Below are 19,048 nucleotides of genomic sequence, written 5' to 3' on the forward strand. Positions count from 1 at the left end.
CGATGAGCGAACCCTCCCTCACCCAGGTCGCCCAGGCGATCGACCACACGCTGCTCAAGCCGGAGGCCACCCACGCCGACGTCGAGGCGCTGGTGGCCGAGGCCGTCGAGCTCGGGACGTACTCGGTCTGCGTCTCCCCCTCGATGCTGCCCGTCACCGTGCCCGAGGGCAGCGACCTGAAGGTCGCCGTCGTCTGCGGCTTCCCCAGCGGCAAGCACACCTCCGCGGTCAAGGCCGCCGAGGCCGCCGAGTCGGTCGCCCACGGCGCCGACGAGATCGACATGGTCATCGACATCGGCGCCGCGAAGGAGGGCCGCTTCGACGCCGTCGAGGCCGACATCGCCGCCGTCCGGGCGGCCGCGCCCGCGCCGACCGTGCTCAAGGTCATCATCGAGTCCGCCGCGCTCACCGACGAGGAGATCGTCGGCGCGTGCCGCGCGGCCGCCGCCGCCGGCGCCGACTTCGTCAAGACCTCCACCGGCTTCCACCCCTCCGGCGGCGCCACCGAGCACGCCGTACGCCTGATGGCCCAGACCGTCCCCGACCTCCAGGTCAAGGCCTCCGGTGGCGTCCGCACCCTCGAGCAGGCCCGCACCATGCTCGCCGCCGGCGCCACCCGCCTCGGCGTCTCCGGCAGCCGCGCCCTCCTCGGCTCGGGCGACCAGCCGGCCTCCGGCGGCTACTGACCCCACCACCCCCACCCGCCGCCGCCGAGTCGGCACTTCTGACCCGGCGAGTCGGCACTTGTGTCCCACCGAGTCGGCACTTCGCGCGCCAGAAGTGCCGACTCGACCGGCTGGATGTGACCACTCGGCCCGCCACAAGTGAGCACTCGGCCCGCCAGAAGTGCCGACTCGGCGGGCGGGGTGGCGGGGTGGGTCGGGCGGGGTGGGTACTGGCGCGGCATGAGCGACGACACACGCAGCAGCGTCCCGCTGGCCGAGCTCGCCGGCGGCAAGGTCCGCCTCGTCGGGCAGTGGGTGGTCGGCCTGCGGCGGACCACCGACGCCGCGGACCCGACCGCGCGGACCGGCGAGCCGTTCGCGGTCTCGCGCCGGTGCCGCCACCAGCTGGCCGACCTGAGCAAGGGCCACGTCGACGAGGACGGCTGCCTGGTCTGCCCCTGGCACCAGAGCCGGTACGACGTGAGCACCGGCGCCATGGTCGACGGCCCGCGGGGCTTCCTCGGCTACCACGGCCCGGCACGCGGCTACCGCCAGTTCGTGGCGGCGTACGCGAAGGTGCTCAAGCTGCGGACGGGCCGCGCACGCGTCGTGGACGACCGGGTCGAGGTCGACTGAGAGCTGCCGGGGACCGACCGGCAGAATGATCCGGTGCGCGCCCGGGTCATCGTCCTCGCCGGTCCCTCGGGATCGGGCAAGTCCCGGCTCGCGGCTCGGATGGGGCTGCCGGTGCTGCGGCTCGACGACTTCTACAAGTCCGGCGGCGATCCGACGCTTCCCCGGATCACCCACGGCGCCAACGCCGGCCTCGTCGACTGGGACCATCCCGACTCCTGGTTGCCCGAGGACGCGATGAGCACCATGCGCGAGCTGTGCGAGCACGGCCGCGCCGAGGTGCCGATCTACGACATCGCCCAGGACGGCCGCTGCGGCTGGCAGACCCTCGACCTCGACGGGTCACGGTTCTTCGTCGCCGAGGGGATCTTCGCCCCCGACGTCGTGCAGCCCGCCCGCGAGGCGGGCATCCTCGCGGCGGCGTACTGCATCCGCCGCTCGTCCCTCCGCACCTTCTGGCTGCGCCTCCAGCGCGACCTGCGCGAGCGCCGCAAGCCCCCGCTGGTGCTGGTGCGCCGCGGGCTGGCGCTCATGCGCGCCCAGCGCGAGGTGATCGCCGGGGCGGTCGCCAAGGGCTGCACCCCGGTCACCCCGGACGAGGCGTGCGCCGACGTCGACCGGCTGGTCGCCGGGCCGTGAGCCTCCCCTGGGGCGCCACGCTGCGCCAGCCCGACCCGCTCTCGTGCGGGGCCTCGGTGCTGGTCGTGGCGCGGATGCTCGCCGAGGAGGAGTACGCCGCGCGAGCCGCCCGGGCCTTCCCCGCCGAGGTGCTCGCGCTGCACCGGCGGGTCACCGGTCCGCGCTCGCGCGACGGCCGCGCGCAGCTGCCGTGGCCGCGCGCGATCGGCACCCCGCCGTGGGCGGTCGCCCGCGAGCTCGCGCTCGTCACCGGCGTGCCCCACCGGGTCCGCCCCGCCCGCTGGTCGACCCTTCACGACGCACCCGGCCCGGTCGCGCTCTACGTCGGCAACCGGTGGCTGCCGCGCCACGTCGTCCTCGTGCTGGCCGTCGACGAGGAGCGGCTGCGGCTCTACGACCCCGCGGTCGGCGGCCCCGTCGCCGTCACCCGGCGGGCCTTCGAGGCCCGCCGGCTCCGGGTGGCCGGCTGGGACCGGCCGTGGTTCGCCGTCGTGCCCGCCCGCGGCTGAGCCCCCGCTCGCAGCCCGCTCAGGACGTCATGCGGACGGAGCAAGCGGGTGCTCACTCCGCATGACGTCCCACGCCGAGCGCCTCCCCGATCTGGCCGTAGAACGTGTCCGGCTCGAGTCGCAGCCCGAGCATCGGCACCCGCAGGACGCGGTCACCGGCGAGGACCAGGTCGTTGTGCCGGACGGCGTCGCCGACGACGTGGTCGACCCAGGCGTGCTGGATCCCGTCGACCTCGACGACCAGGCCGTGCTCGGGCCAGTACAGGTCGAGCACGTACCGGCCGTTGCGCCCCCGCCGCACCACCTGCCGCGCGGGCGCCGGCAGCCCGCGGCGCACCAGCTCCCGGACGATCGCCGCCTCGTCGAGGGTGCGGGCGCCCTCAAGGAGCTCGTGCACCACCTGCTGGACGAGCACCCGGCGCCGGTCCCGCCGCACCCGCAGCGCCTCGACGCCGACCTGCGGGGCCGTGGCCAGGCCCTGCTGCACCGTCAGCGTCAGGACGTACGCCGCCTGCCGGTCGGTCGCGGCCCACAGCGCCGCGCGGACCGCCGCGACCGCGGGCCTCGTGCGGGGCACGCCGGTCCCCACGACGTCTGCGGCGTCCCACCGCCGGGTCTGGCGGATGTCGTAGCGGCGACTGCGCCGCACCCGCGCACCCCGCGGGACCGAGACGCGGACCCGGTCCACGTCGTAGCGCTGCAGCCCGCCCGCGACCAGGGCGGACGCACCGTCCAGGCAGGCCCGCGGGCCGCCCTGGAAGACGGCGGCCCATCGGTGGCCCTCGTCGCCGAGCGCGGTGTTGTGCAGGCACACCGACTGGTCGCCGACGAGCTGCCAACGGCCCGAGCGGACCTGCCCGCGCACCTGCCACCGGGTGACCCCGGCGGCGTAGAGCTGACGACGCGACACGACACCGCCCTGACCCGCCGCGAGGCGGCGGGCGGCGACGAGGGCGGGCAGGTCGCGGGGCGGGACGGCGGGCATGCGGTCACGCTCACCGACCGCCCCGACGGCGAGGGGCGGGCCGCCGACGGCCTGGGGACGACGCTGCAGACCCGGCCCCGGTGGATGTCGGGTGGGCCGGAGGTGACCCGACCGCCGCGCCCCGGCTCAGGACGTCATGCGGACGGAGCAAGCGGGTGCTCCGTCCGCATGACGTCCGCCCCGGACGCCCCCGGACGCCCCGGACATCAGCCCAGGGGGTCGACGCCGCCGGCGAGCGCGGCGTACCCCGGCTTGATCACCGAGGAGATCAGCTCGAGGCGCTGGTCGAAGGGCAGGAAGGCCGACTTCATCGCGTTGAGGGTGAACCACTCCAGGTCGCGCAGGCCGTAGCCGAACGTCTCGGCGAGCAGCGCCATCTCCTGGGTCATGGAGGTGCCGCTCATCAGCCGGTTGTCGGTGTTGATCGTGACCCGGAAGCGCAGCTGCTTGAGCAGCCCGATCGGGTGCTCGGCCATCGACGCGGCCGCGCCGGTCTGGAGGTTGGAGGAGGGGCACATCTCCAGCGGGATCCGCTTGTCGCGGACGTAGGCGGCGAGGCGGCCGAGCTCGATCGTGCCGTCCTCGGCGACCGTGATGTCGTCGATGATCCGCACGCCGTGGCCGAGCCGGTCGGCGCCGCACCACTGGATGGCCTGCCAGATCGACGGGAGCCCGAAGGCCTCGCCGGCGTGGATGGTGAAGTGGGAGTTCTCGCGCTGGAGGTACTCGAAGGCGTCGAGGTGGCGGGTGGGCGGGTAGCCGGCCTCCGCGCCGGCGATGTCGAAGCCGGCGACGCCGCGGTCGCGCCAGGCGACGGCGAGCTCGGCGATCTCCATCGAGCGCGCCTGGTGCCGCATCGCGGTGAGCAGCTGACGTACGACGATCCGGTCGCCGGCGGCGGCGCAGCCCTCCTCGAAGCCCTGCTCCACCGCGGCGACGACCTCGTCGAGGCTCAGCCCGCCCTCGACGTGCTGCTCGGGGGCGTAGCGGATCTCGGCGTACACCACGCCGTCCGCCGCCAGGTCCTCCACGCACTCCCGCGCCACGCGGGTGAGCGCGGAGGCGGTCTGCATGACGCCGACGGTGTGGTCGAAGGTCTCCAGGTAGCGCTCCAGGGAGCCGGAGTCGGCCGACTCGGCGAACCAGCGGCCGAGCTCCTCGGCGCCGCCGTCGACGGGCAGCTCGTGGCCGCACTCGGCCGCGAGCTCGACGATGGTCTGCGGCCGCAGGCCGCCGTCGAGGTGGTCGTGCAGGAGGACCTTCGGCGCCCGGCGCACCTGCTCCTCGGTCAGCGGGGTGGGGGCACTATCTTGCATGCGGCCCATCCAAGCACCCGGGCCGCGCACGGCCACATCGTCTTCCCGACCTTCACCGAGGAGCCACCATGCGTACGTTCTCCAGCTTCGAGGAGGTCGCCGCGGCGGCCGGCACCGACATCGGCACGACCGACTGGGTGGAGATCGACCAGGACCGGGTGAACCTGTTCGCCGAGGCCACCGGCGACCACCAGTGGATCCACGTCGACGTCGAGCGCTCGAAGAACGGCCCCTTCGGCGGCACCATCGCCCACGGCTACCTCACCCTCTCCCTCGTCCCGTGGCTCGGCAGCCAGGTCTTCTCCCTGGAGACCCCCGGCGCGAAGCTCAACTACGGCGTCAACAAGGTCCGCTTCCCCCACCCCCTGCTCGTCGGCAAGCGGATCCGCGGCCACGTCGCCTTCGGCGAGGTCACCGACATCCCCGCCGGCAAGCAGGCCGTCATCAGGTACACCGTCGAGATCGAGGGCGAGGCCAAGCCCGCCTGCGTCGCCGAGACGGTCGTCCTGCTGCTCGCCGACTGAGCCCGAGCCCGGCCAGCCGCCCGGTCCGCCGGTCAGCCCCTGCGGCGGAAGAGGCGGCGCAGGCGCCTGCTTCGTCCCGGCGCCTCCTCGTCGACCGGCGCGAAGGACTCCGGCGAGGCGGCGTACCGCGCCCGCAGCGCCTGCTCGAGCGCGGCGTCGTCGGGCACCGCCCGGTGGTACGCCGCGTCCGCCTGCACCTCGAGCGCGGCCGGGTCGGCGCCGGCCGCCCGCGCCGCGCGACGGGTCTCGGCGAGGGCCTCGGCCGCGCCGTCGAGACCGAGCCAGCGGAAGCCGCGCTCGGCGGCGTCGACCTCCTCGGCGCTGCACGCGTCGGTGACCGCGTGCAGCAGGCCGCCATTCATCACCGGCCCGTGGACGGAGAGCACGTCGGCCAGCGCGACGTCACCCGGCCCCGACCCCGGCCCGGACACCCACGCATCCACCGCCCGCTGCCAGATCAGGTCCGGCACGTCGTTCTCCGGGCCGTCGTGGGGCCCGTGGTGGTCAGGGTGGTCCTCCTGGCGCATCCGACCATCCTGCACGATCGCTGAGCGCCCGGCGAGCGGACGACCACGGCTCGACGCCGCGTCGGTGGCCACCGTCATCGCGTGCTCGACCGCACGGCGAGACTCACCAGGTCGACGACCAGGCACACGGCGACGAGCGCCAGCACGGTCGTCGTCATCGCCGGGAAGTCGAACGCTGCCCGCTGCTGCTCCAGCAGCCGGCCCAGGCCGCCGGCGCCGACGATCCCGACGATGACGGTCTCCCGGGCGGTGACCTCCCAGCGGTAGAGGCTGTAGGCGATGAGCTGGCCGGCGGCCGCGGGCAGGGAGGCGTAGGCGAAGGCGGCCACCGGCGTCGCGCCGAGCCCGGTGAGCGCGTCGCGGGGACCGGGATCGAGCTCCTCGAGCACCTCGGCGAAGAGCCGGCCGAGGATGCCGAAGGTGTAGACCCCGAGGGCGACGGCGCCGGGCAGGGGGCCGGGGAGCATGACGAACAGGACGAGCAGCGCCCACACCGGCGGCGGCACGGCGCGGGTGACCAGGAGCAGCTGGCGGGCGACCCAGGCGGCGACCCGGCGCGGTGCGCTGGTGGCGCCCCGCGCGGCCACCAGGGCGACGAGCACGCCGGCGAGCGTGGCGATCGTGATCGCGACGACCGACATCTGCACGGTCTCCACCGCGGCGGCCAGCAGCTCGGACCACCCGCCGGCGGGCAGGGCGGGCGGCACCAGGTCGTCGACCAGCCGGGCCAGCAGGTCGGCGGTGTGCTCGGAGAACCACCGCCCCAGGTCGGGATCGAGGTGCCGCACCGACGCCACGACGCCGGCCAGGAGCACGACGCCCGAGACCGCCCAGCGCCGCCGGGAGCCCCCGCGCCGCAGGTGCGCGCCCCACCGGTCGATGCCCGCGCCGAGCAGGACGAGCGCGTAGATCGACGTCCACATCCGCTCGTGCTGGGAGCCCTGGAACGCCAGGGACAGCTGCAGCCCCAGCCCGCCGGCCCCGATCATCCCGAGCACGACGGCCGAGCGGACCGAGCACTCCAAGCGGTAGAAGGCGTACGACGTGGCGCGCGGCAGCAGCGTCGGCAGCAGGCCGTAGGCGAGCGCGGCGGCGCGGCCCGCGCCCGCCTCGCGGAGGGCGTCGTACGGCGCCCGGTCGGCCTCGTCGATCAGCTCGGCGAACACCTTCGCCGTGATCGCCCCGAACGGCACCGCGATCGCCAGGACGCCGACCAGCGGGTCCCGCCCGAGCACGCTGAGCAGCAGCAGGGCCCAGACCGCCTCGTGGACGCCGCGCGGCAGCGCGACCGTCGCCCGGGCCAGCAGCAGCCCCGCCACCCGCAGCACCCGGGCGACCCGCGACCCCGACGCGGGTGACCACAGGGTCTGGCTCAGCAGCGGCGCCAGCACCACGCCCAGCACGACCGACAGCAGCGTGCCGAGCAGCGCGAACGCCATCGTCGTGGCCGCGGCGTCCAGCGTGGTGCGCAGGGCGGCGGCCGACAGGTCCGGTCGCAGCGCGGCGGCCCAGAACTCCCCGAAAGCCGGCAACCCGGCGGCGTTCACCACGCGGGGCGCCTCGGCCAGGAACGACCACAGCGACCAGCCGAGGAGCACGCACCACACGACCAGCCAGGTGCGGCCGGTCCCGGGCCACCACCGCCGGCGGGCCGGCCGCAGCTCTGCGGGGCCGGTCGCGTCGAGCGAGGCGACCGACGAGAGCTGGCTCATCGCGGCGCGGTGTCGTACAACGCGGCGCGCATCTCCTCGTCGACGTCCGACGCCGGCCGGTCGAAGACGACGCGCCCCTCGCGGAGCCCGACGACCCGGTCACAGCGGCGCACGGCCAGGTCGAAGTCGTGCAGGCTCACCAGCAGCGCGCGTCGCGGGGTGGCGACGGTCTCGCACAGCAGGGCGAGCACCTCGTCCGCGCGGGCGGGGTCCAGGCTGGCGACGGGCTCGTCGGCGAGCACCAGGTCCGGGCGCTGGACCAGCACCCGCGCCACCGCGACCCGCTGCTGCTCCCCGCCGGAGAGCTCGTCGGTCCGGGCGAAGAGCTTGTCGCCGATCCCGGTCTGCTCCAGCGCCGCCCGCGCGGTCTCCACCTCCCGCGGCCGCACCAGCGAGGCCAGCGCCCGCGCGGTGGACCACCGGCCGAGGTGGCCGGCGTTGACGTTGTGCACCACCCGCAGCCGCCCGACCAGGTGCAGGCGCTGGTGCACGGTGCCGACCCGGCGGCGTACGGCGGCCAGCCCACCGGCCCCCAGCCGCGCCAGCGGCCTGCCGAGCACCTCCACCTCGCCGGCGTCCTGGCGCACCGCGGCGGTGCACAACCGCAGCAGCGTGCTCTTGCCCGCGCCGCTGGGGCCGACCAGGGCGACCCGCTCCCCCTCGCGCACCACCAGGTCGACGCCGCGCAGCGCGGGCCGCCCGTCGTAGGAGACGTCCACGCCGCGCAGCGCCACGACGGTCGCACGAGGGGTCACGAGAGCAGGCCGAGCCGCCGACCGATCTCCTCGACCTGCTCGTAGTCCTCCTCGGCGACCGGCACGAGCCCGCCCGCGCCGTACAGCGCCAGCACCTGCTCCTCCTCGGCCGTCGACCCGTCGAGGTCCAGCAGCGCCGCGCGCAGGTCCTCGGTGAAGCCGGACCCGAAGCGCTCGTCGAGCCCCGGCCCGCCCAGCCAGTGGTAGTCGCTGTAGCTCGGGGTCGTGAAGACCTCCACGACCTTGTCCAGGTCCACGGTGCCGGCCTCCTGACGGGCCTCCCACACCTGGACGTTGAGCACGCCCGCCTCGTAGGAGCCGGCCTCGACCAGGTCGATGGTGACGTCGTGGGAGCCGGAGAAGCCCGGCCGGCCGGCGAAGTCCTCCGCGCTGTCGACACCGGCCTCGGCCAGGAAGTACTCCGGCATCAGCCGCCCCGACGTCGAGGACTCGCTGCCGAAGGTGAACCGGGTGCCCTCCAGCGCCGTCAGCCCGGCGACGTCGTCGACCGGCTCGACCCCGGCCTCGGCGTTGGCGATGAAGACGCTTCGGAAGTCCGCGTCGATGTCGCGCTGGGCGAGCAGCGCGGCCCCCGGCGTCTGCTGGCGCGCCTGCGCCCCGGTCAGCCCGCCGTAGAAGACCGCGTCCAGGTCACCGGCGCGGAAGAGGCTGACCGACGCGGCGTAGTCGGTGACGGGGACGTACTCGACCTCGACGTCCAGAGCGTCGGAGAGGTACGCCGCCAGCGCCCCCTCCCGCGCCTCCAGCTCGGCCGGGTCCTGGTCGGGGATCGCGCTGATCCGCAACGTCGGCCGCTCCGAGCCGCCGTCGGCCCCGCTGCTCCCGCACCCGGCCAGCACGGCGGCCCCCAGGAGCGAGGCGACGACCAGCAGACGGGGACGGGCGTTCGCACGGGGCACGGGATCCACCTTCGATCAGCGACGGTGCCGCCACGCTAACCCACACCGGGATGCGGGCGGCCGGGTCAGGGACGGCGCGGACGCGCGGCGTTCCCGGGGAACCCGAAGTCGGTGCGCACCCCCGGGCTGAACGCCACGTGGTCCGGCGTGCGGGAGGCCAGGTCGGGCAGGCCGACCGAGGCCATCAGCCCGTCGTCGAGCGCCAGCACCTCGGCGTCGTGGACCGGCCAGGTCTCGTGCTGGTTGGGCACGTACAGCGTCCGCCCCCACCAGTGCACGTGCAGGCCCCACCGGGCGCTGAGGAAGTCGTCGAGCTCGGTGCTCGCGCGCCGCTCCCCCGCCCGGACGACGACGTGGCTACGCACCGACGTACCCGGCCGGAGCAGGCGCGCGTCGTAGCTGTGCACGTCCCCGGCGGCGCGGTGGCGCATCCGCGCCCAGCGGTACGGCAGCCCGAACGCCGCCCGGGCCGCGACGACGACCGCCGCCCGGCTGGCGTCGAGGCTGAGGAAGACGATGCCGCGGCGACCGGTCTCGTCGACGGAGTAGAGCCGCACGTTGGTCTCCAGGAACGACCCCAGCCATGGGACGCCGGGGCCGCGGCCGAGACCCGCGCCGACCATCCGGAACGGGATCAGCCCGACGTACGTCACGCCGTCGAGGGTGTCCGGGCGGACCCCGGGCGGCATCCGGTGCGCGACCTCGCGCGGGTCGACGGCCCAGTGCAGGAACGTCAGGTCCCGCCAGCTCTGCCCCATCATCACCGGGCCGGTCAGCGCCGGCGCGTCCGGTGACACGTCCTCGACGCCCAGCTGGTCCACGACCTCACCCTAGGCACGCCGCGGGTGTGCCTGGGCTACGGGGTGACCCCCGACGACTCGTGCTGACCGCTGGTCTTCGCCGAGGCCTCCGTGGCCTCCGAGGCCTCCGTGGAGCTCGAGCACGGCGATGAGTGGTCGCCCCCCGCCGCCCGGAGGACGGCGCCCCGGTCAGGTCAGGTCAGGTCAGGTCAGGTCAGGTCGGACCCGCCGGCGGTGTCCCGCGACGTCGTGCCGCCGTGCCAGTCCAGGATGACGAACGTCGCGTCGTCCTCCGGCTGTCCGTCCACGTGCTCGCGGAAGGCCAGGGCGATGTCCTGGGCGGCGTTGCGCGGGTGGAGGTCGCTGGTGCGGGCGATGTGGTCGTCGAGGTCGAACGTCGCGGCCGACTGCTCGTACATGCCGTCGGTCAGCAGCACCAGCCGGTCGCCCGCGCGCAGCTCGAGCGGGTGGCAGGTGAAGCCCTTCTCGGCGCGCCCGAGGTCCAGGCCGAACGGCGGGTCGGGCGCGATGTCGACCGTCGTGACCGTGCCGTCCCGGACGAGCCGGATCGGCGGGTGACCCGCGTTGACGACCCGCACGAGCAGCGTTTCGGAGCCCGACCCGGCCCCAGCGGGCTCGTCGCCCAGCGGCAGCTCGAGGATGACGCCGGTGGCGTACTCCTCCGGCCGGGCGTGGCGCATCAGCGCAGCGTCCGCGGCGTGCGCCTGGCTACGCAGGTCGCCGTCGTCGCGGCGCGCCTTGCGCATGGCGTTGACCGTCAGCGTCGCCAGCAGCGCCGCGTTGACGTGGTGACCGACCGCGTCGATCAGGCTGACCGTGAGCCGGTCGCGCGAGGCGATGTAGTCGAAGGTGTCGCCGCCGGCGCTGCTGCTCGGCTCCAGCCACCCGGCGAGCGTGAAGGACCCGCCCTCGCACACGAACGCCTGCGGGAGGAGCCGGCGCTGGATCTCCATCGCCAGCTCGAAGGAGGTCGAGCGGCGGCCGGTCTCGTACTCGTCGGTGTGCCGTTGGCTGGCGACCAGGACGTAGCCCAGCAGGTGCGCGACCGTCTGGAGGTGCTCGAGCACCCCGTCTGAGATGTCGGCCGTCGGCGGGTCGGTGTGGAACCGGATCTCGAGGACGCCCTGGGCGTCACCGCGCACCGTGACCGGCACCCACCACGACCCGTCCCACTCGACCCGCTGCTCGCGCCAGGCGGTGCCGGCGGGGCTCTTCTCCACCTCCAGCCGTTCGCCGTCCGGGATCCGCAGCAGGGCCTGACCAGCGGCGTCGGCGATCCAGAACGCGACCTGCCGGGCACCGACCGCGTCCTCGAGATGCTGGGCGGCGGTGGTCACCGCGGCCGCGGGCGAGGCGTTCTCCACCGCTTCCAGGAGCGCTCGAACGTCCAGCGCGGGGGTCTCGTGCATGAGCACATCGTGCCCGACTGGCACGCCGGCCACTCCTGCAAGACCGTCACACCTCGGTCCAGGAGCCCCAGCTCTCATGCCTCACGGCGAGCGCAGAAGCTGGGCCCGGCAGGCGCAGCGGTTAAGTTCTGGCCGTGCCCGACACCCGCCCCCGCCGTACCTTCGCCGTCATCAGCCACCCCGACGCGGGCAAGTCGACCCTGACCGAGGCGCTCGCCCTCCACGCCCGGGCGATCAACGAGGCCGGCGCGGTGCACGGCAAGGGCGACCGCCGCGCCACGGTGTCGGACTGGATGGCGATGGAGAAGGCGCGCGGCATCTCGATCACCTCCGCTGCGCTGCAGTTCGCCTACCGCGACCACGTGGTCAACCTCGTCGACACCCCGGGCCACAGCGACTTCTCCGAGGACACCTACCGGGTGCTGTCCGCGGTCGACTCCGCGGTGATGCTCGTCGACGCCGGCAAGGGGCTCGAGCCGCAGACGCTCAAGCTGTTCCGGGTCTGCGCGCTGCGCGGCATCCCCGTCATCACCGTGATCAACAAGTGGGACCGGCCCGGCCTCTCCGCGCTCGGGCTGATGGACCTGATCCAGGAGAAGATCGGCCTGCGGCCCACCCCGCTGACCTGGCCGGTCGGCGAGGCCGGCGACTTCCGCGGCGTGCTGGACCGGCGCACCGGGGAGTTCGTGAAGTACACCCGGACCGCCGGCGGCGCCACCCGCGCCCCCGAGGTGCGGATGGGCCCCGGCGAGGTCGGCGAGGACGACCTGCCGGTGTGGCGCGACGCGGTCGAGGAGCACGAGCTGCTGGCCCTCGACGAGGCCGACCACGACCAGGAGCAGTTCCTCGCCGGCCGGACCACCCCGGTGATGTTCGCCTCCGCGCTGCAGAACTTCGGTGTCGCCCAGCTCCTCGACCTGCTGCTCGACCTCGCCCCGGCGCCCAGCGCGACCGCGGGCGTCGATGGCACGGTCCGGGCCGTCGACGACGACTTCAGCGCCTTCGTCTTCAAGGTGCAGTCGGGCATGAACACCGCCCACCGCGACCGCCTCGCCTACGCCCGGGTCGTCTCGGGGACCTTCGAGCGCGGCATGGTCGTCACCCACGCCTCGACCGGCCGGCCCTTCGCCACGAAGTTCGCCCAGGCGGTCTTCGGCCGCGAGACGACCTCGGTCGAGACCGCCGAGGCCGGCGACATCATCGGCCTGGTCAACGCCACCGCCCTGCGCGTCGGCGACACCATCTACGTCGGCGACCCGATCGAGTACCCGCCCGTCCCGACCTTCGCCCCCGAGCACTTCGTCACCGCCAGCGCCGGCGACATCGGCCGCTACAAGCAGTTCCGCCGCGGCATCGAGCAGCTGGACCAGGAGGGCGTCGTCCAGGTGCTCCGCTCGGACCTCCGCGGCGACCAGAACCCCGTCCTCGCCGCCGTCGGCCCGATGCAGTTCGAGGTCGTCGAGGACCGGATGACCAACGAGTTCAACGCCCCCATCCGGTTCAGCCGCCTCGACTACCAGCTCGCGCGACGCACCGACGCCGCCGGCGCCGAGGCCCTGGCCGGCATGCGCGGCGTGGAGGTCCTCCAGCGCTCCGACGGCACCCGGCTCGCGCTCTTCGTCGACCAGTGGCGCGCCAAGGTCACCGCCCGGGACAACCCCGACGTCATGCTCGAGGCGCTCCCCGCCGGCGGCAGCTGAGAAACTCCCGGGCTGATCGCGGCCGGGGCGCCTAGGCTCACCGCTCGTGAGCAGCCGCCTCTCGCCGCTGGAGACGCCGGCCTTCCGGTGGTTCTTCCTCGGCGAGGTGGTCAACCGCGCCGGGTCGTCGATGGCCGGCGTCGCGCTGGCCTTCGCCGTCCTGGAGATCAGCGACTCCCCCGGCGCGCTCGGCCTCGTCGTCGCCGCCTGGACGGTGCCGATGGTCGCCTTCATGCTCCTCGGCGGGGCGCTCGCCGACCGGTTGCCGCGGGCCGTGGTGCTGCGCGGCTGCAACCTGGTCCAGGGCGTCGTCCAGGCGGTCACGGCCGGGCTCGTCCTCGCCGGTACCGCCGAGGTGTGGCACCTGGTCGTGCTCCAGCTGGTCGCGGGCACGGTCTTCGCGGTCAGCTACCCCGCGTTCCACGGCATGGTCCCGATCCTCCTGCCCGTGGGCGAGCGCAAGGCGGCGTACCTGCTCATCAGCCAGTCCGAGAGCGCCGTCGGCATCGCCGGGCCCGCGCTGTCGGGGCTCCTCGTCGCGACCGCCGGGTCGGGCTGGGCGCTGGCGGCCGACGCCGCGACGTACGTCGTCGCCGCGGGGTTCCTCGCCCTGGTCCGCCTGCCGCCGGGCGACCGGAGCCGGGCGCGCCCCAGCGTCATCGGCGACTTCGTCGCGGGCTGGTCCTTCGCGCGCGGCCTGGGCTGGGTCATCCCGGTCGCCTCGGCGTCGCTGGTCTTCAACGCGCTGATCAGCGGCGCGCTGGGTGTGCTCGGCCCGACCATCGCCGACGACACGATCGGCAGCCAGGGCTGGGGCCTGGCGCGGTCGGGCCAGGCGGTCGGCGTGTTCGTGGCGGCGTTCTTCCTGGCGCGGATCACCCTGAAGGTGCCGCTGCGCACGTGCGTGATCGGGTTCGGGTTCAGCGCCGTCCCCATGGTCGTGCTCGGGACGTACGTCGACACCTGGGCGCTCGCCGGGGCGTTCGTCGTCGCCGGGGCCGGCCTCAGCCTCATCGACCTCTCGTGGAACCTCACCGTGCAGGAGAAGGTCCCCGAGGAGATGCTGTCGCGGATCATGTCGATCGACGGGTTCTTCTCCTTCGTCGCCATGCCGATCGGCCAGCTCGCCATCGGACCGCTCGCGGTCGCCCTCGGCGCCGGCCGCACCGAGCTGGCCTGCGCGGTGCTCATGGTCCTCGTCGTGCTCGTCGCCGCCACCCGGCCGACGATCGCGCGGGTGCGGCTCACCGGGGGTCCGGACGTCCCGGGCGCCGCGGGCGCGGCGGCGAGCTGATCGGCTACAACACCGGTGAACCGGGGACCCCGACAGGCGACCCGACCAGCCCCGGCCGAGCCCGACCTACGAGGCGGACGGCGTGAGCAGCTGGTCGACGGGGGCGTGGTCGTCGGTGAGCACGCGGGCGTCGCCGACCCAGCCGTCGAGGTCGGCGTCGGCGCGGGCGACCCAGCCGAGGCCACGCTCCCCCACGGCCCGGTCGAGCGCCGCGAGGTCGAGCGGGCGGCCGGCGGCGACGACCACGAGGTTGCCGCCGCCGGTCCCCGCGAAGGCACCCGGGCGGGCGAGGAGCGCCACGTGGTCGAAGACCTCGCGGAGCGTGGCCACCTCGGCGCGCGCGAAGTCGAGGGGGCCGTGGTCGATGAGGTTGGCGACGTACACGCCGCCCGGCCGCAGGGCCCGGCGCACCTGCGCGGCCGCCTCGCGGGTGGTCAGGTGCCACGGCACGCTCACCCCGCCGAACGCGTCGCCGACCACGAGGTCCCGGGAGCCCTCGGCGAGCGCGCCGAGCCCGAGCCGGCCGTCCTCGACGCGCACCTCGAGCGCCGGCCCGGTCTCCAGGCCGAGCAGGTCGCGGTCGACGGCGAGCACGCCGGGATCGATCTCGGAGACCAGGCTCGTGGTGCCGGGCCGGGTCGCGGCGAGGTGGCGCGGCAGGGTGAGCCCCCCACCGCCGAGGTGGTACGCCGCCAGCGGCTCGCCCGCGGGGAAGGCCGCGTCCACGACGGACGCGATCGCCTGGACGTACTCGAACTCCAGGTGGGTGGCGTCGGCGAGATCGACGTAGGAGTGGCGCAGCCCGTCGAGCACCAGCACCCGGCCGGAGCCTCGCTCGGGGTCGGTCTCGACGCGGGCGCAGTGGTAGCGCGTCTCGACGTCGCAGCCGCCCGGCGCGACGGCGGCCGCGAGCCCGCCGATCCCGGTGCCGACCAGCACGAGCGCCAGCGACGGAGCCGCGGCCCGGCCCCCGCCGGCTCGCAGGCCGACCCGCACCCCGACCACGACCGCGGTCAGCGCCAGGAGCGCGCCGAGCCCGACGAGGATGCCGCTGACCGGCACCGCGGAGACCAGCACGAAGCCGGTGAGCACGGTGCCGGCGATGGAGCCTGCGGTGCCGATGCCGGAGAGCCGGCCGACCACCGAGCCGGTCTGGGCGAGCGAGGTGAGCGCGAGCTTGGTGACCATCGGGGTGACCGCCGAGAGCAGCGCTCCGGGCACGCCGATGGTCAGCGCGGCGGCGGGCAGCAGCAGCGCACCGCCGGCGGTCTCGGCCGCCCCGCGGACGAGGAAGGGCGTCGCGGCGACGACCACCCCGGAGGCGCCGAGCAGCGGGGCCAGCGTGCGGCGGGGGTCGACCACGTCGGCCGCGCGGCCGCCCGCCCACGACCCGAGCGCGATCGCGGCGAGCGCCAGCCCGATGACCAGGGTGTTGGTCTCGAGGGTCAGCCCGAGGTACGGCGCGAGCAGCCGCAGCGCGACCAGCTCGACGACGAGCACCGCCGCCGAGGACCCGAAGACCAGGGCGGCCGACTCCCGGGGCCCGGGCACCACCCGACCAGCGGGCGGACCGGACCCCGGCACGGGCCTCAGCCGATCCGGTCGATGATCAGCGGCTGCGGGGTGACCTCGGTGCCGGCCGGCGCGACGTCGTACCCGCCCTCGAGGGAGGCCAGGGCCCGCTCGAAGCGGTGCTCGTCGTCGGTCAGCAGGGTGAACAGCGGCTGGCCCTCGGTGACCTGGTCGCCGGGGCGGGCGTGCCACACGACGCCGGCGCCGGCCTGCACCGGGTCCTCCTTGCGGGCCCGGCCCGCGCCGAGGCGCCAGGCGGCCAGGCCGACCGACATCGCGTCGAGGCGGCTGAGCACGCCGGTGGACGGGGCGGTGACGACGTGCTGCTCGCGGGCGACCGGGAGCGGGGCGTCGGGGTCGCCGTCCTGGGCGCGGATCATCGCCTTCCAGACGTCCATCGCCGAACCGTCGGCCAGCTTGTCGGCCGGGTCGACGTCGGTCACGCCGGCGCCGGCGAGCATCTCGCGGGCCAGCGCGACGGTCAGCTCCACGACGTCGGCCGGGCCGCCGCCGGCGAGCACCTCGACCGACTCCGCGACCTCGATCGCGTTGCCGGCGGTCAGCCCCAGCGGGGTGGCCATGTCGGTGAGCAGCGCGGTGGTGCGCACGCCGGCGTCGGTGCCGAGCGCGACCATCGTCTCGGCGAGCTCGCGGGCGCGGTCGACGTCCTTCATGAACGCACCGGAGCCGACCTTGACGTCGAGGACCAGCGCGCCGGTGCCCTCGGCGATCTTCTTGCTCATGATCGAGGAGGCGATGAGCGGGATCGCCTCGACGGTGCCGGTGACGTCGCGCAGCGCGTAGAGCTTCTTGTCGGCCGGGGCCAGGCCCTCGCCGGCGGCGCAGATCACGGCGCCGAGCGACTCGAGCTGGTCGAGCATCTCGGCGTTCGACAGCGAGGCGCGCCACCCCGGGATCGCCTCGAGCTTGTCGAGCGTGCCGCCGGTGTGGCCCAGGCCGCGCCCGGAGAGCTGCGGCACGGCCACGCCGCAGGCCGCGACGAGCGGGGCGAGCGGCAGCGTGATCTTGTCGCCGACACCGCCGGTGGAGTGCTTGTCGGCGGTGGGCCGCGACAGCGAGGAGAAGTCCATCCGCTCCCCCGACGCGATCATCGCGCCGGTCCAGCGGGAGATCTCCCCGCGCGTCATGCCGTTGAGCAGGATCGCCATCGCGAGGGAGGCCATCTGCTCGTCGGCCACGTCACCGCGGGTGTAGGCGCCGACGACCCAGTCGATCTGGCTGTCGGACAGCTCGTGCCGGTCACGCTTGGCGGTGATCACCTCGACGGCGTCGTGGGCAGCGTGGTCGTTCGTCATACCGGTCCCTCTCCCTTCGCCAGGTCGTCCGGTCCGAACGCCTGGGGCAGCACCTCGGTCATGGGTCTCACGCCGAGTGGGGTCATCACGTGCAGGGCGGCGCCGCCGTTCTCCCACAACAGCTGGCGGCAGCGACCGCACGGCATGATCACCGCGCCGTCGCCGTCCACGCAGACGAAGTGGGTCAGCAGCCCGCCCCCGGTCATGTGCAGGTCGCCGACCAGCCCGCACTCCGCGCACAGCGTGACGCCGTACGCGGCGTTCTCCACGTTGCAGCCCGCGACGACCCGGCCGTCGTCCACCGCGGCCGCGGCGCCGACGCGGTAGCGGGAGTACGGCGCGTACGCGTGCCGCATCGCCTCGGTGGCCCGGGCCTGCAGGCCGGCCCAGTCGAACTCCTCCGCGGCCACCGGGTCAGCCCTTGATGTACGGCTCGCCGTCGGCCGCCGGCGGGCGGACCCGACCGACGAAGCCGGCGACGGCGATGATCGTGGCGAGGTACGGCGCGGCGCCGAGCAGCTCGCCGGGCACCGGCTGGACGAACGAGAGCTGGTTCTGCAGGTTCCACATGAACCCGAAGAACACCGCCGCGAACGTCGCGCCGACGGGGTGCCAGCGGCCCATGATCACCGCGGCCAGCGCGATGAAGCCGGTGCCGGCCGAGACCTCGCGGTCGAAGGCACCGGTGGAGCCGACGGTGTAGTAAGCGCCACCGAGGCCGGCGAACACGCCGCCCAGCAGGACGGCCTGCCAGCGGACCCGGTTGACGTTGATGCCGACGGTGTCGGCGGCCTTGGGGTGCTCGCCGACGGCGCGGACGCGCAGGCCCCAGCGGGTCTGGAACAGCAGGAAGGTGACCAGCGCGACCGAGGCGTACATCAGGTAGACCAGCAGCGTCTGGTTGAACAGCGCGTCGCCGAAGAGCGGGATGTCGGCCAGGCCCGGGATCCGGATCTTCTCCAGCACCTGCGGGTCGTTGAGGGTGTCCTTGTGCTCCTTGGGGATCTGGCCCAGGAGGAAGCTGGTCAGGCCGGTCGCGAAGGCGACCAGCACGACGCCGAGGACGACCTGGTTGACGTGGTAGCGCAGCGCGAACCAGCCGAGCATCGCCGCGATGAGGACGCCGGCGAGGATGCCGCCGAGGAGGCCGAACGCCGCACACAGGCCCACCGGGATGAAGACCAGCGAGGTGTAGGCGATGCTCGAGAACACCGAGGCGAAGAACGCCCCGGAGAGGAACTGCGCCTCGATCGCGATGTTGATGACACCGGCGCGCTCGCACAGGGCACCGGCCAGTGCGCCGAGCACCAGCGGCGTGGCGATGCGGATCGTGCCGGGGATCGGGTTGGCGATGAAGGCCTGGAAGCTCCCGCCGCCCTGGTCGGTGTAGGCCCACATGAGGAAGCCGGCGTAGAACGCCAGGCCCACCAGGACGCCGAGCAGCGCGCCCTTCCAGCCCCGCGGGAACCGGTCGAGCACCGCGAGGACCAGCGCGAGGGCCGCGATGGCGACCGCGCCCCACGAGACGAGCGTCGCGTCGCCCTCCCGCACCACGCTGTCCTTGGTGCGCTTCTCACCCAGCAGGTAGGTGAACTTCGGGTCCTCGATCAGCAGCGCGAAGGCCACCAGGGCGGCCAGCACCACCGCGAAGGTGATCACCAGGCGGACCTGGCGGCGTACGTCGGCACGGTCGCGGACCGCCGGCTCCGGAGCGGCAGCCGAGCTCGGCTCGGTCGTGGTCGTCGTCATCT

The 19,048-nt window shown here is 74.6% G+C and carries 19 protein-coding genes; 7 read left to right on the plus strand and 12 right to left on the minus strand.

Translation table 11 applies throughout. The features are described from left to right. The first annotated feature begins 2 nt into the window (after positions 1 to 2). The 4 genes from deoC (at position 3) to HPC71_RS16645 (ending at position 2,446) form a co-directional block, all read left to right on the plus strand. Positions 3 to 686, plus strand: coding sequence for a deoxyribose-phosphate aldolase (deoC, locus tag HPC71_RS16630; protein WP_154614705.1), 684 nt, complete (start codon positions 3 to 5; stop codon positions 684 to 686). 219 nt (positions 687 to 905) lie between these two features. Next, positions 906 to 1,301 (plus strand): Rieske (2Fe-2S) protein, encoded by a 396-nt coding sequence (locus HPC71_RS16635; protein ID WP_154614704.1) that lies wholly within the window; start codon positions 906 to 908, stop codon positions 1,299 to 1,301. A 33-nt stretch (positions 1,302 to 1,334) separates the two neighbouring features. Beyond that, a complete protein-coding gene (locus HPC71_RS16640) occupies positions 1,335 to 1,937 on the plus strand; it encodes an ATP-binding protein (RefSeq protein ID WP_171896946.1) in 603 nt (200 codons plus the stop codon). Then, the gene (locus HPC71_RS16645; RefSeq protein WP_154614702.1) at positions 1,934 to 2,446 is read left to right on the plus strand and encodes a hypothetical protein; all 513 of its coding nucleotides are present in this window, start codon (positions 1,934 to 1,936) and stop codon (positions 2,444 to 2,446) included. The genes HPC71_RS16640 and HPC71_RS16645 overlap by 4 nt, the downstream gene beginning before the upstream one ends. 52 nt (positions 2,447 to 2,498) lie before the next feature. Here the strand turns inward: HPC71_RS16645 and HPC71_RS16650 are convergent, their stop codons facing one another. Together HPC71_RS16650 and HPC71_RS16655 are read right to left on the minus strand one after the other, a co-directional pair. After that, positions 2,499 to 3,431: a DUF559 domain-containing protein gene (locus tag HPC71_RS16650; RefSeq protein ID WP_154614701.1), complete on the minus strand. Its 933-nt coding sequence runs from the start codon at positions 3,429 to 3,431 to the stop codon at positions 2,499 to 2,501. Positions 3,432 to 3,637: 206 nt separating this feature from the next. Continuing rightward, positions 3,638 to 4,747, minus strand: a complete 1,110-nt coding sequence (locus HPC71_RS16655) for an adenosine deaminase (RefSeq protein ID WP_154614700.1) — start codon at positions 4,745 to 4,747, stop codon at positions 3,638 to 3,640. Between the two features lie 68 nt (positions 4,748 to 4,815). Here HPC71_RS16655 and HPC71_RS16660 point away from each other — a divergent pair, with 68 nt between their 5' ends. Then, positions 4,816 to 5,271, plus strand: a complete 456-nt coding sequence (locus tag HPC71_RS16660; RefSeq protein ID WP_154614699.1) for a MaoC family dehydratase — start codon at positions 4,816 to 4,818, stop codon at positions 5,269 to 5,271. Positions 5,272 to 5,303: 32 nt separating this feature from the next. Here the strand turns inward: HPC71_RS16660 and HPC71_RS16665 are convergent, their stop codons facing one another. The 6 genes from HPC71_RS16665 to HPC71_RS16690 all read right to left on the minus strand — a co-directional run bounded on the left by HPC71_RS16665 (position 5,304) and on the right by HPC71_RS16690 (position 11,415). Further along, the gene (locus tag HPC71_RS16665) at positions 5,304 to 5,798 is read right to left on the minus strand and encodes a hypothetical protein (protein WP_154614698.1); all 495 of its coding nucleotides are present in this window, start codon (positions 5,796 to 5,798) and stop codon (positions 5,304 to 5,306) included. Between the two features lie 74 nt (positions 5,799 to 5,872). Then, positions 5,873 to 7,510 (minus strand): PhnE/PtxC family ABC transporter permease, encoded by a 1,638-nt coding sequence (locus HPC71_RS16670; RefSeq protein ID WP_154614697.1) that lies wholly within the window; start codon positions 7,508 to 7,510, stop codon positions 5,873 to 5,875. After that, positions 7,507 to 8,265, minus strand: a complete 759-nt coding sequence (locus HPC71_RS16675; protein ID WP_216656442.1) for a phosphonate ABC transporter ATP-binding protein — start codon at positions 8,263 to 8,265, stop codon at positions 7,507 to 7,509. Before HPC71_RS16675 ends, HPC71_RS16670 begins: the two co-directional genes overlap by 4 nt. Then, positions 8,262 to 9,185 carry a putative selenate ABC transporter substrate-binding protein gene (locus HPC71_RS16680; protein WP_171896947.1) on the minus strand — a complete coding sequence of 308 codons (924 nt, stop codon included), beginning with the start codon at positions 9,183 to 9,185 and terminating at the stop codon, positions 8,262 to 8,264. Before HPC71_RS16680 ends, HPC71_RS16675 begins: the two co-directional genes overlap by 4 nt. A gap of 65 nt (positions 9,186 to 9,250) precedes the next feature. Then, complete coding sequence (locus tag HPC71_RS16685; RefSeq protein WP_253943757.1) at positions 9,251 to 10,006, minus strand: YqjF family protein; 756 nt, start codon at positions 10,004 to 10,006, stop codon at positions 9,251 to 9,253. Between the two features lie 188 nt (positions 10,007 to 10,194). Then, positions 10,195 to 11,415, minus strand: a complete 1,221-nt coding sequence (locus HPC71_RS16690) for a PP2C family protein-serine/threonine phosphatase (protein WP_171896948.1) — start codon at positions 11,413 to 11,415, stop codon at positions 10,195 to 10,197. Between the two features lie 134 nt (positions 11,416 to 11,549). Between HPC71_RS16690 and HPC71_RS16695 the strand changes: the two genes are divergently transcribed. Both HPC71_RS16695 and HPC71_RS16700 read left to right on the plus strand, forming a co-directional pair. Continuing rightward, on the plus strand, positions 11,550 to 13,115 hold the full coding sequence (locus HPC71_RS16695; protein WP_171896949.1) for a peptide chain release factor 3: 1,566 nt from the start codon (positions 11,550 to 11,552) through the stop codon (positions 13,113 to 13,115). A gap of 46 nt (positions 13,116 to 13,161) precedes the next feature. After that, positions 13,162 to 14,409, plus strand: coding sequence for an MFS transporter (locus HPC71_RS16700; RefSeq protein ID WP_154614694.1), 1,248 nt, complete (start codon positions 13,162 to 13,164; stop codon positions 14,407 to 14,409). Between the two features lie 66 nt (positions 14,410 to 14,475). Here the strand turns inward: HPC71_RS16700 and HPC71_RS16705 are convergent, their stop codons facing one another. Genes HPC71_RS16705 through HPC71_RS16720 form a run of 4 tightly spaced genes read right to left on the minus strand, consistent with a single transcriptional unit; the run spans position 14,476 to position 19,046 of the window. After that, a complete protein-coding gene (locus HPC71_RS16705; protein ID WP_253943758.1) occupies positions 14,476 to 15,960 on the minus strand; it encodes a fused MFS/spermidine synthase in 1,485 nt (494 codons plus the stop codon). 38 nt (positions 15,961 to 15,998) lie between these two features. Then, positions 15,999 to 17,297, minus strand: a complete 1,299-nt coding sequence (locus HPC71_RS16710; RefSeq protein WP_154614693.1) for a thymidine phosphorylase — start codon at positions 17,295 to 17,297, stop codon at positions 15,999 to 16,001. Further along, positions 17,294 to 17,707, minus strand: a complete 414-nt coding sequence (locus HPC71_RS16715) for a cytidine deaminase (RefSeq protein ID WP_171896950.1) — start codon at positions 17,705 to 17,707, stop codon at positions 17,294 to 17,296. The genes HPC71_RS16710 and HPC71_RS16715 overlap by 4 nt, the downstream gene beginning before the upstream one ends. A gap of 4 nt (positions 17,708 to 17,711) precedes the next feature. Beyond that, on the minus strand, positions 17,712 to 19,046 hold the full coding sequence (locus HPC71_RS16720) for an ABC transporter permease (protein WP_154614692.1): 1,335 nt from the start codon (positions 19,044 to 19,046) through the stop codon (positions 17,712 to 17,714). Positions 19,047 to 19,048 lie beyond the last annotated feature (2 nt).

The organism is Nocardioides marmotae (genome assembly GCF_013177455.1).
In the GTDB taxonomy this organism is placed as follows: domain Bacteria; phylum Actinomycetota; class Actinomycetes; order Propionibacteriales; family Nocardioidaceae; genus Nocardioides; species Nocardioides marmotae.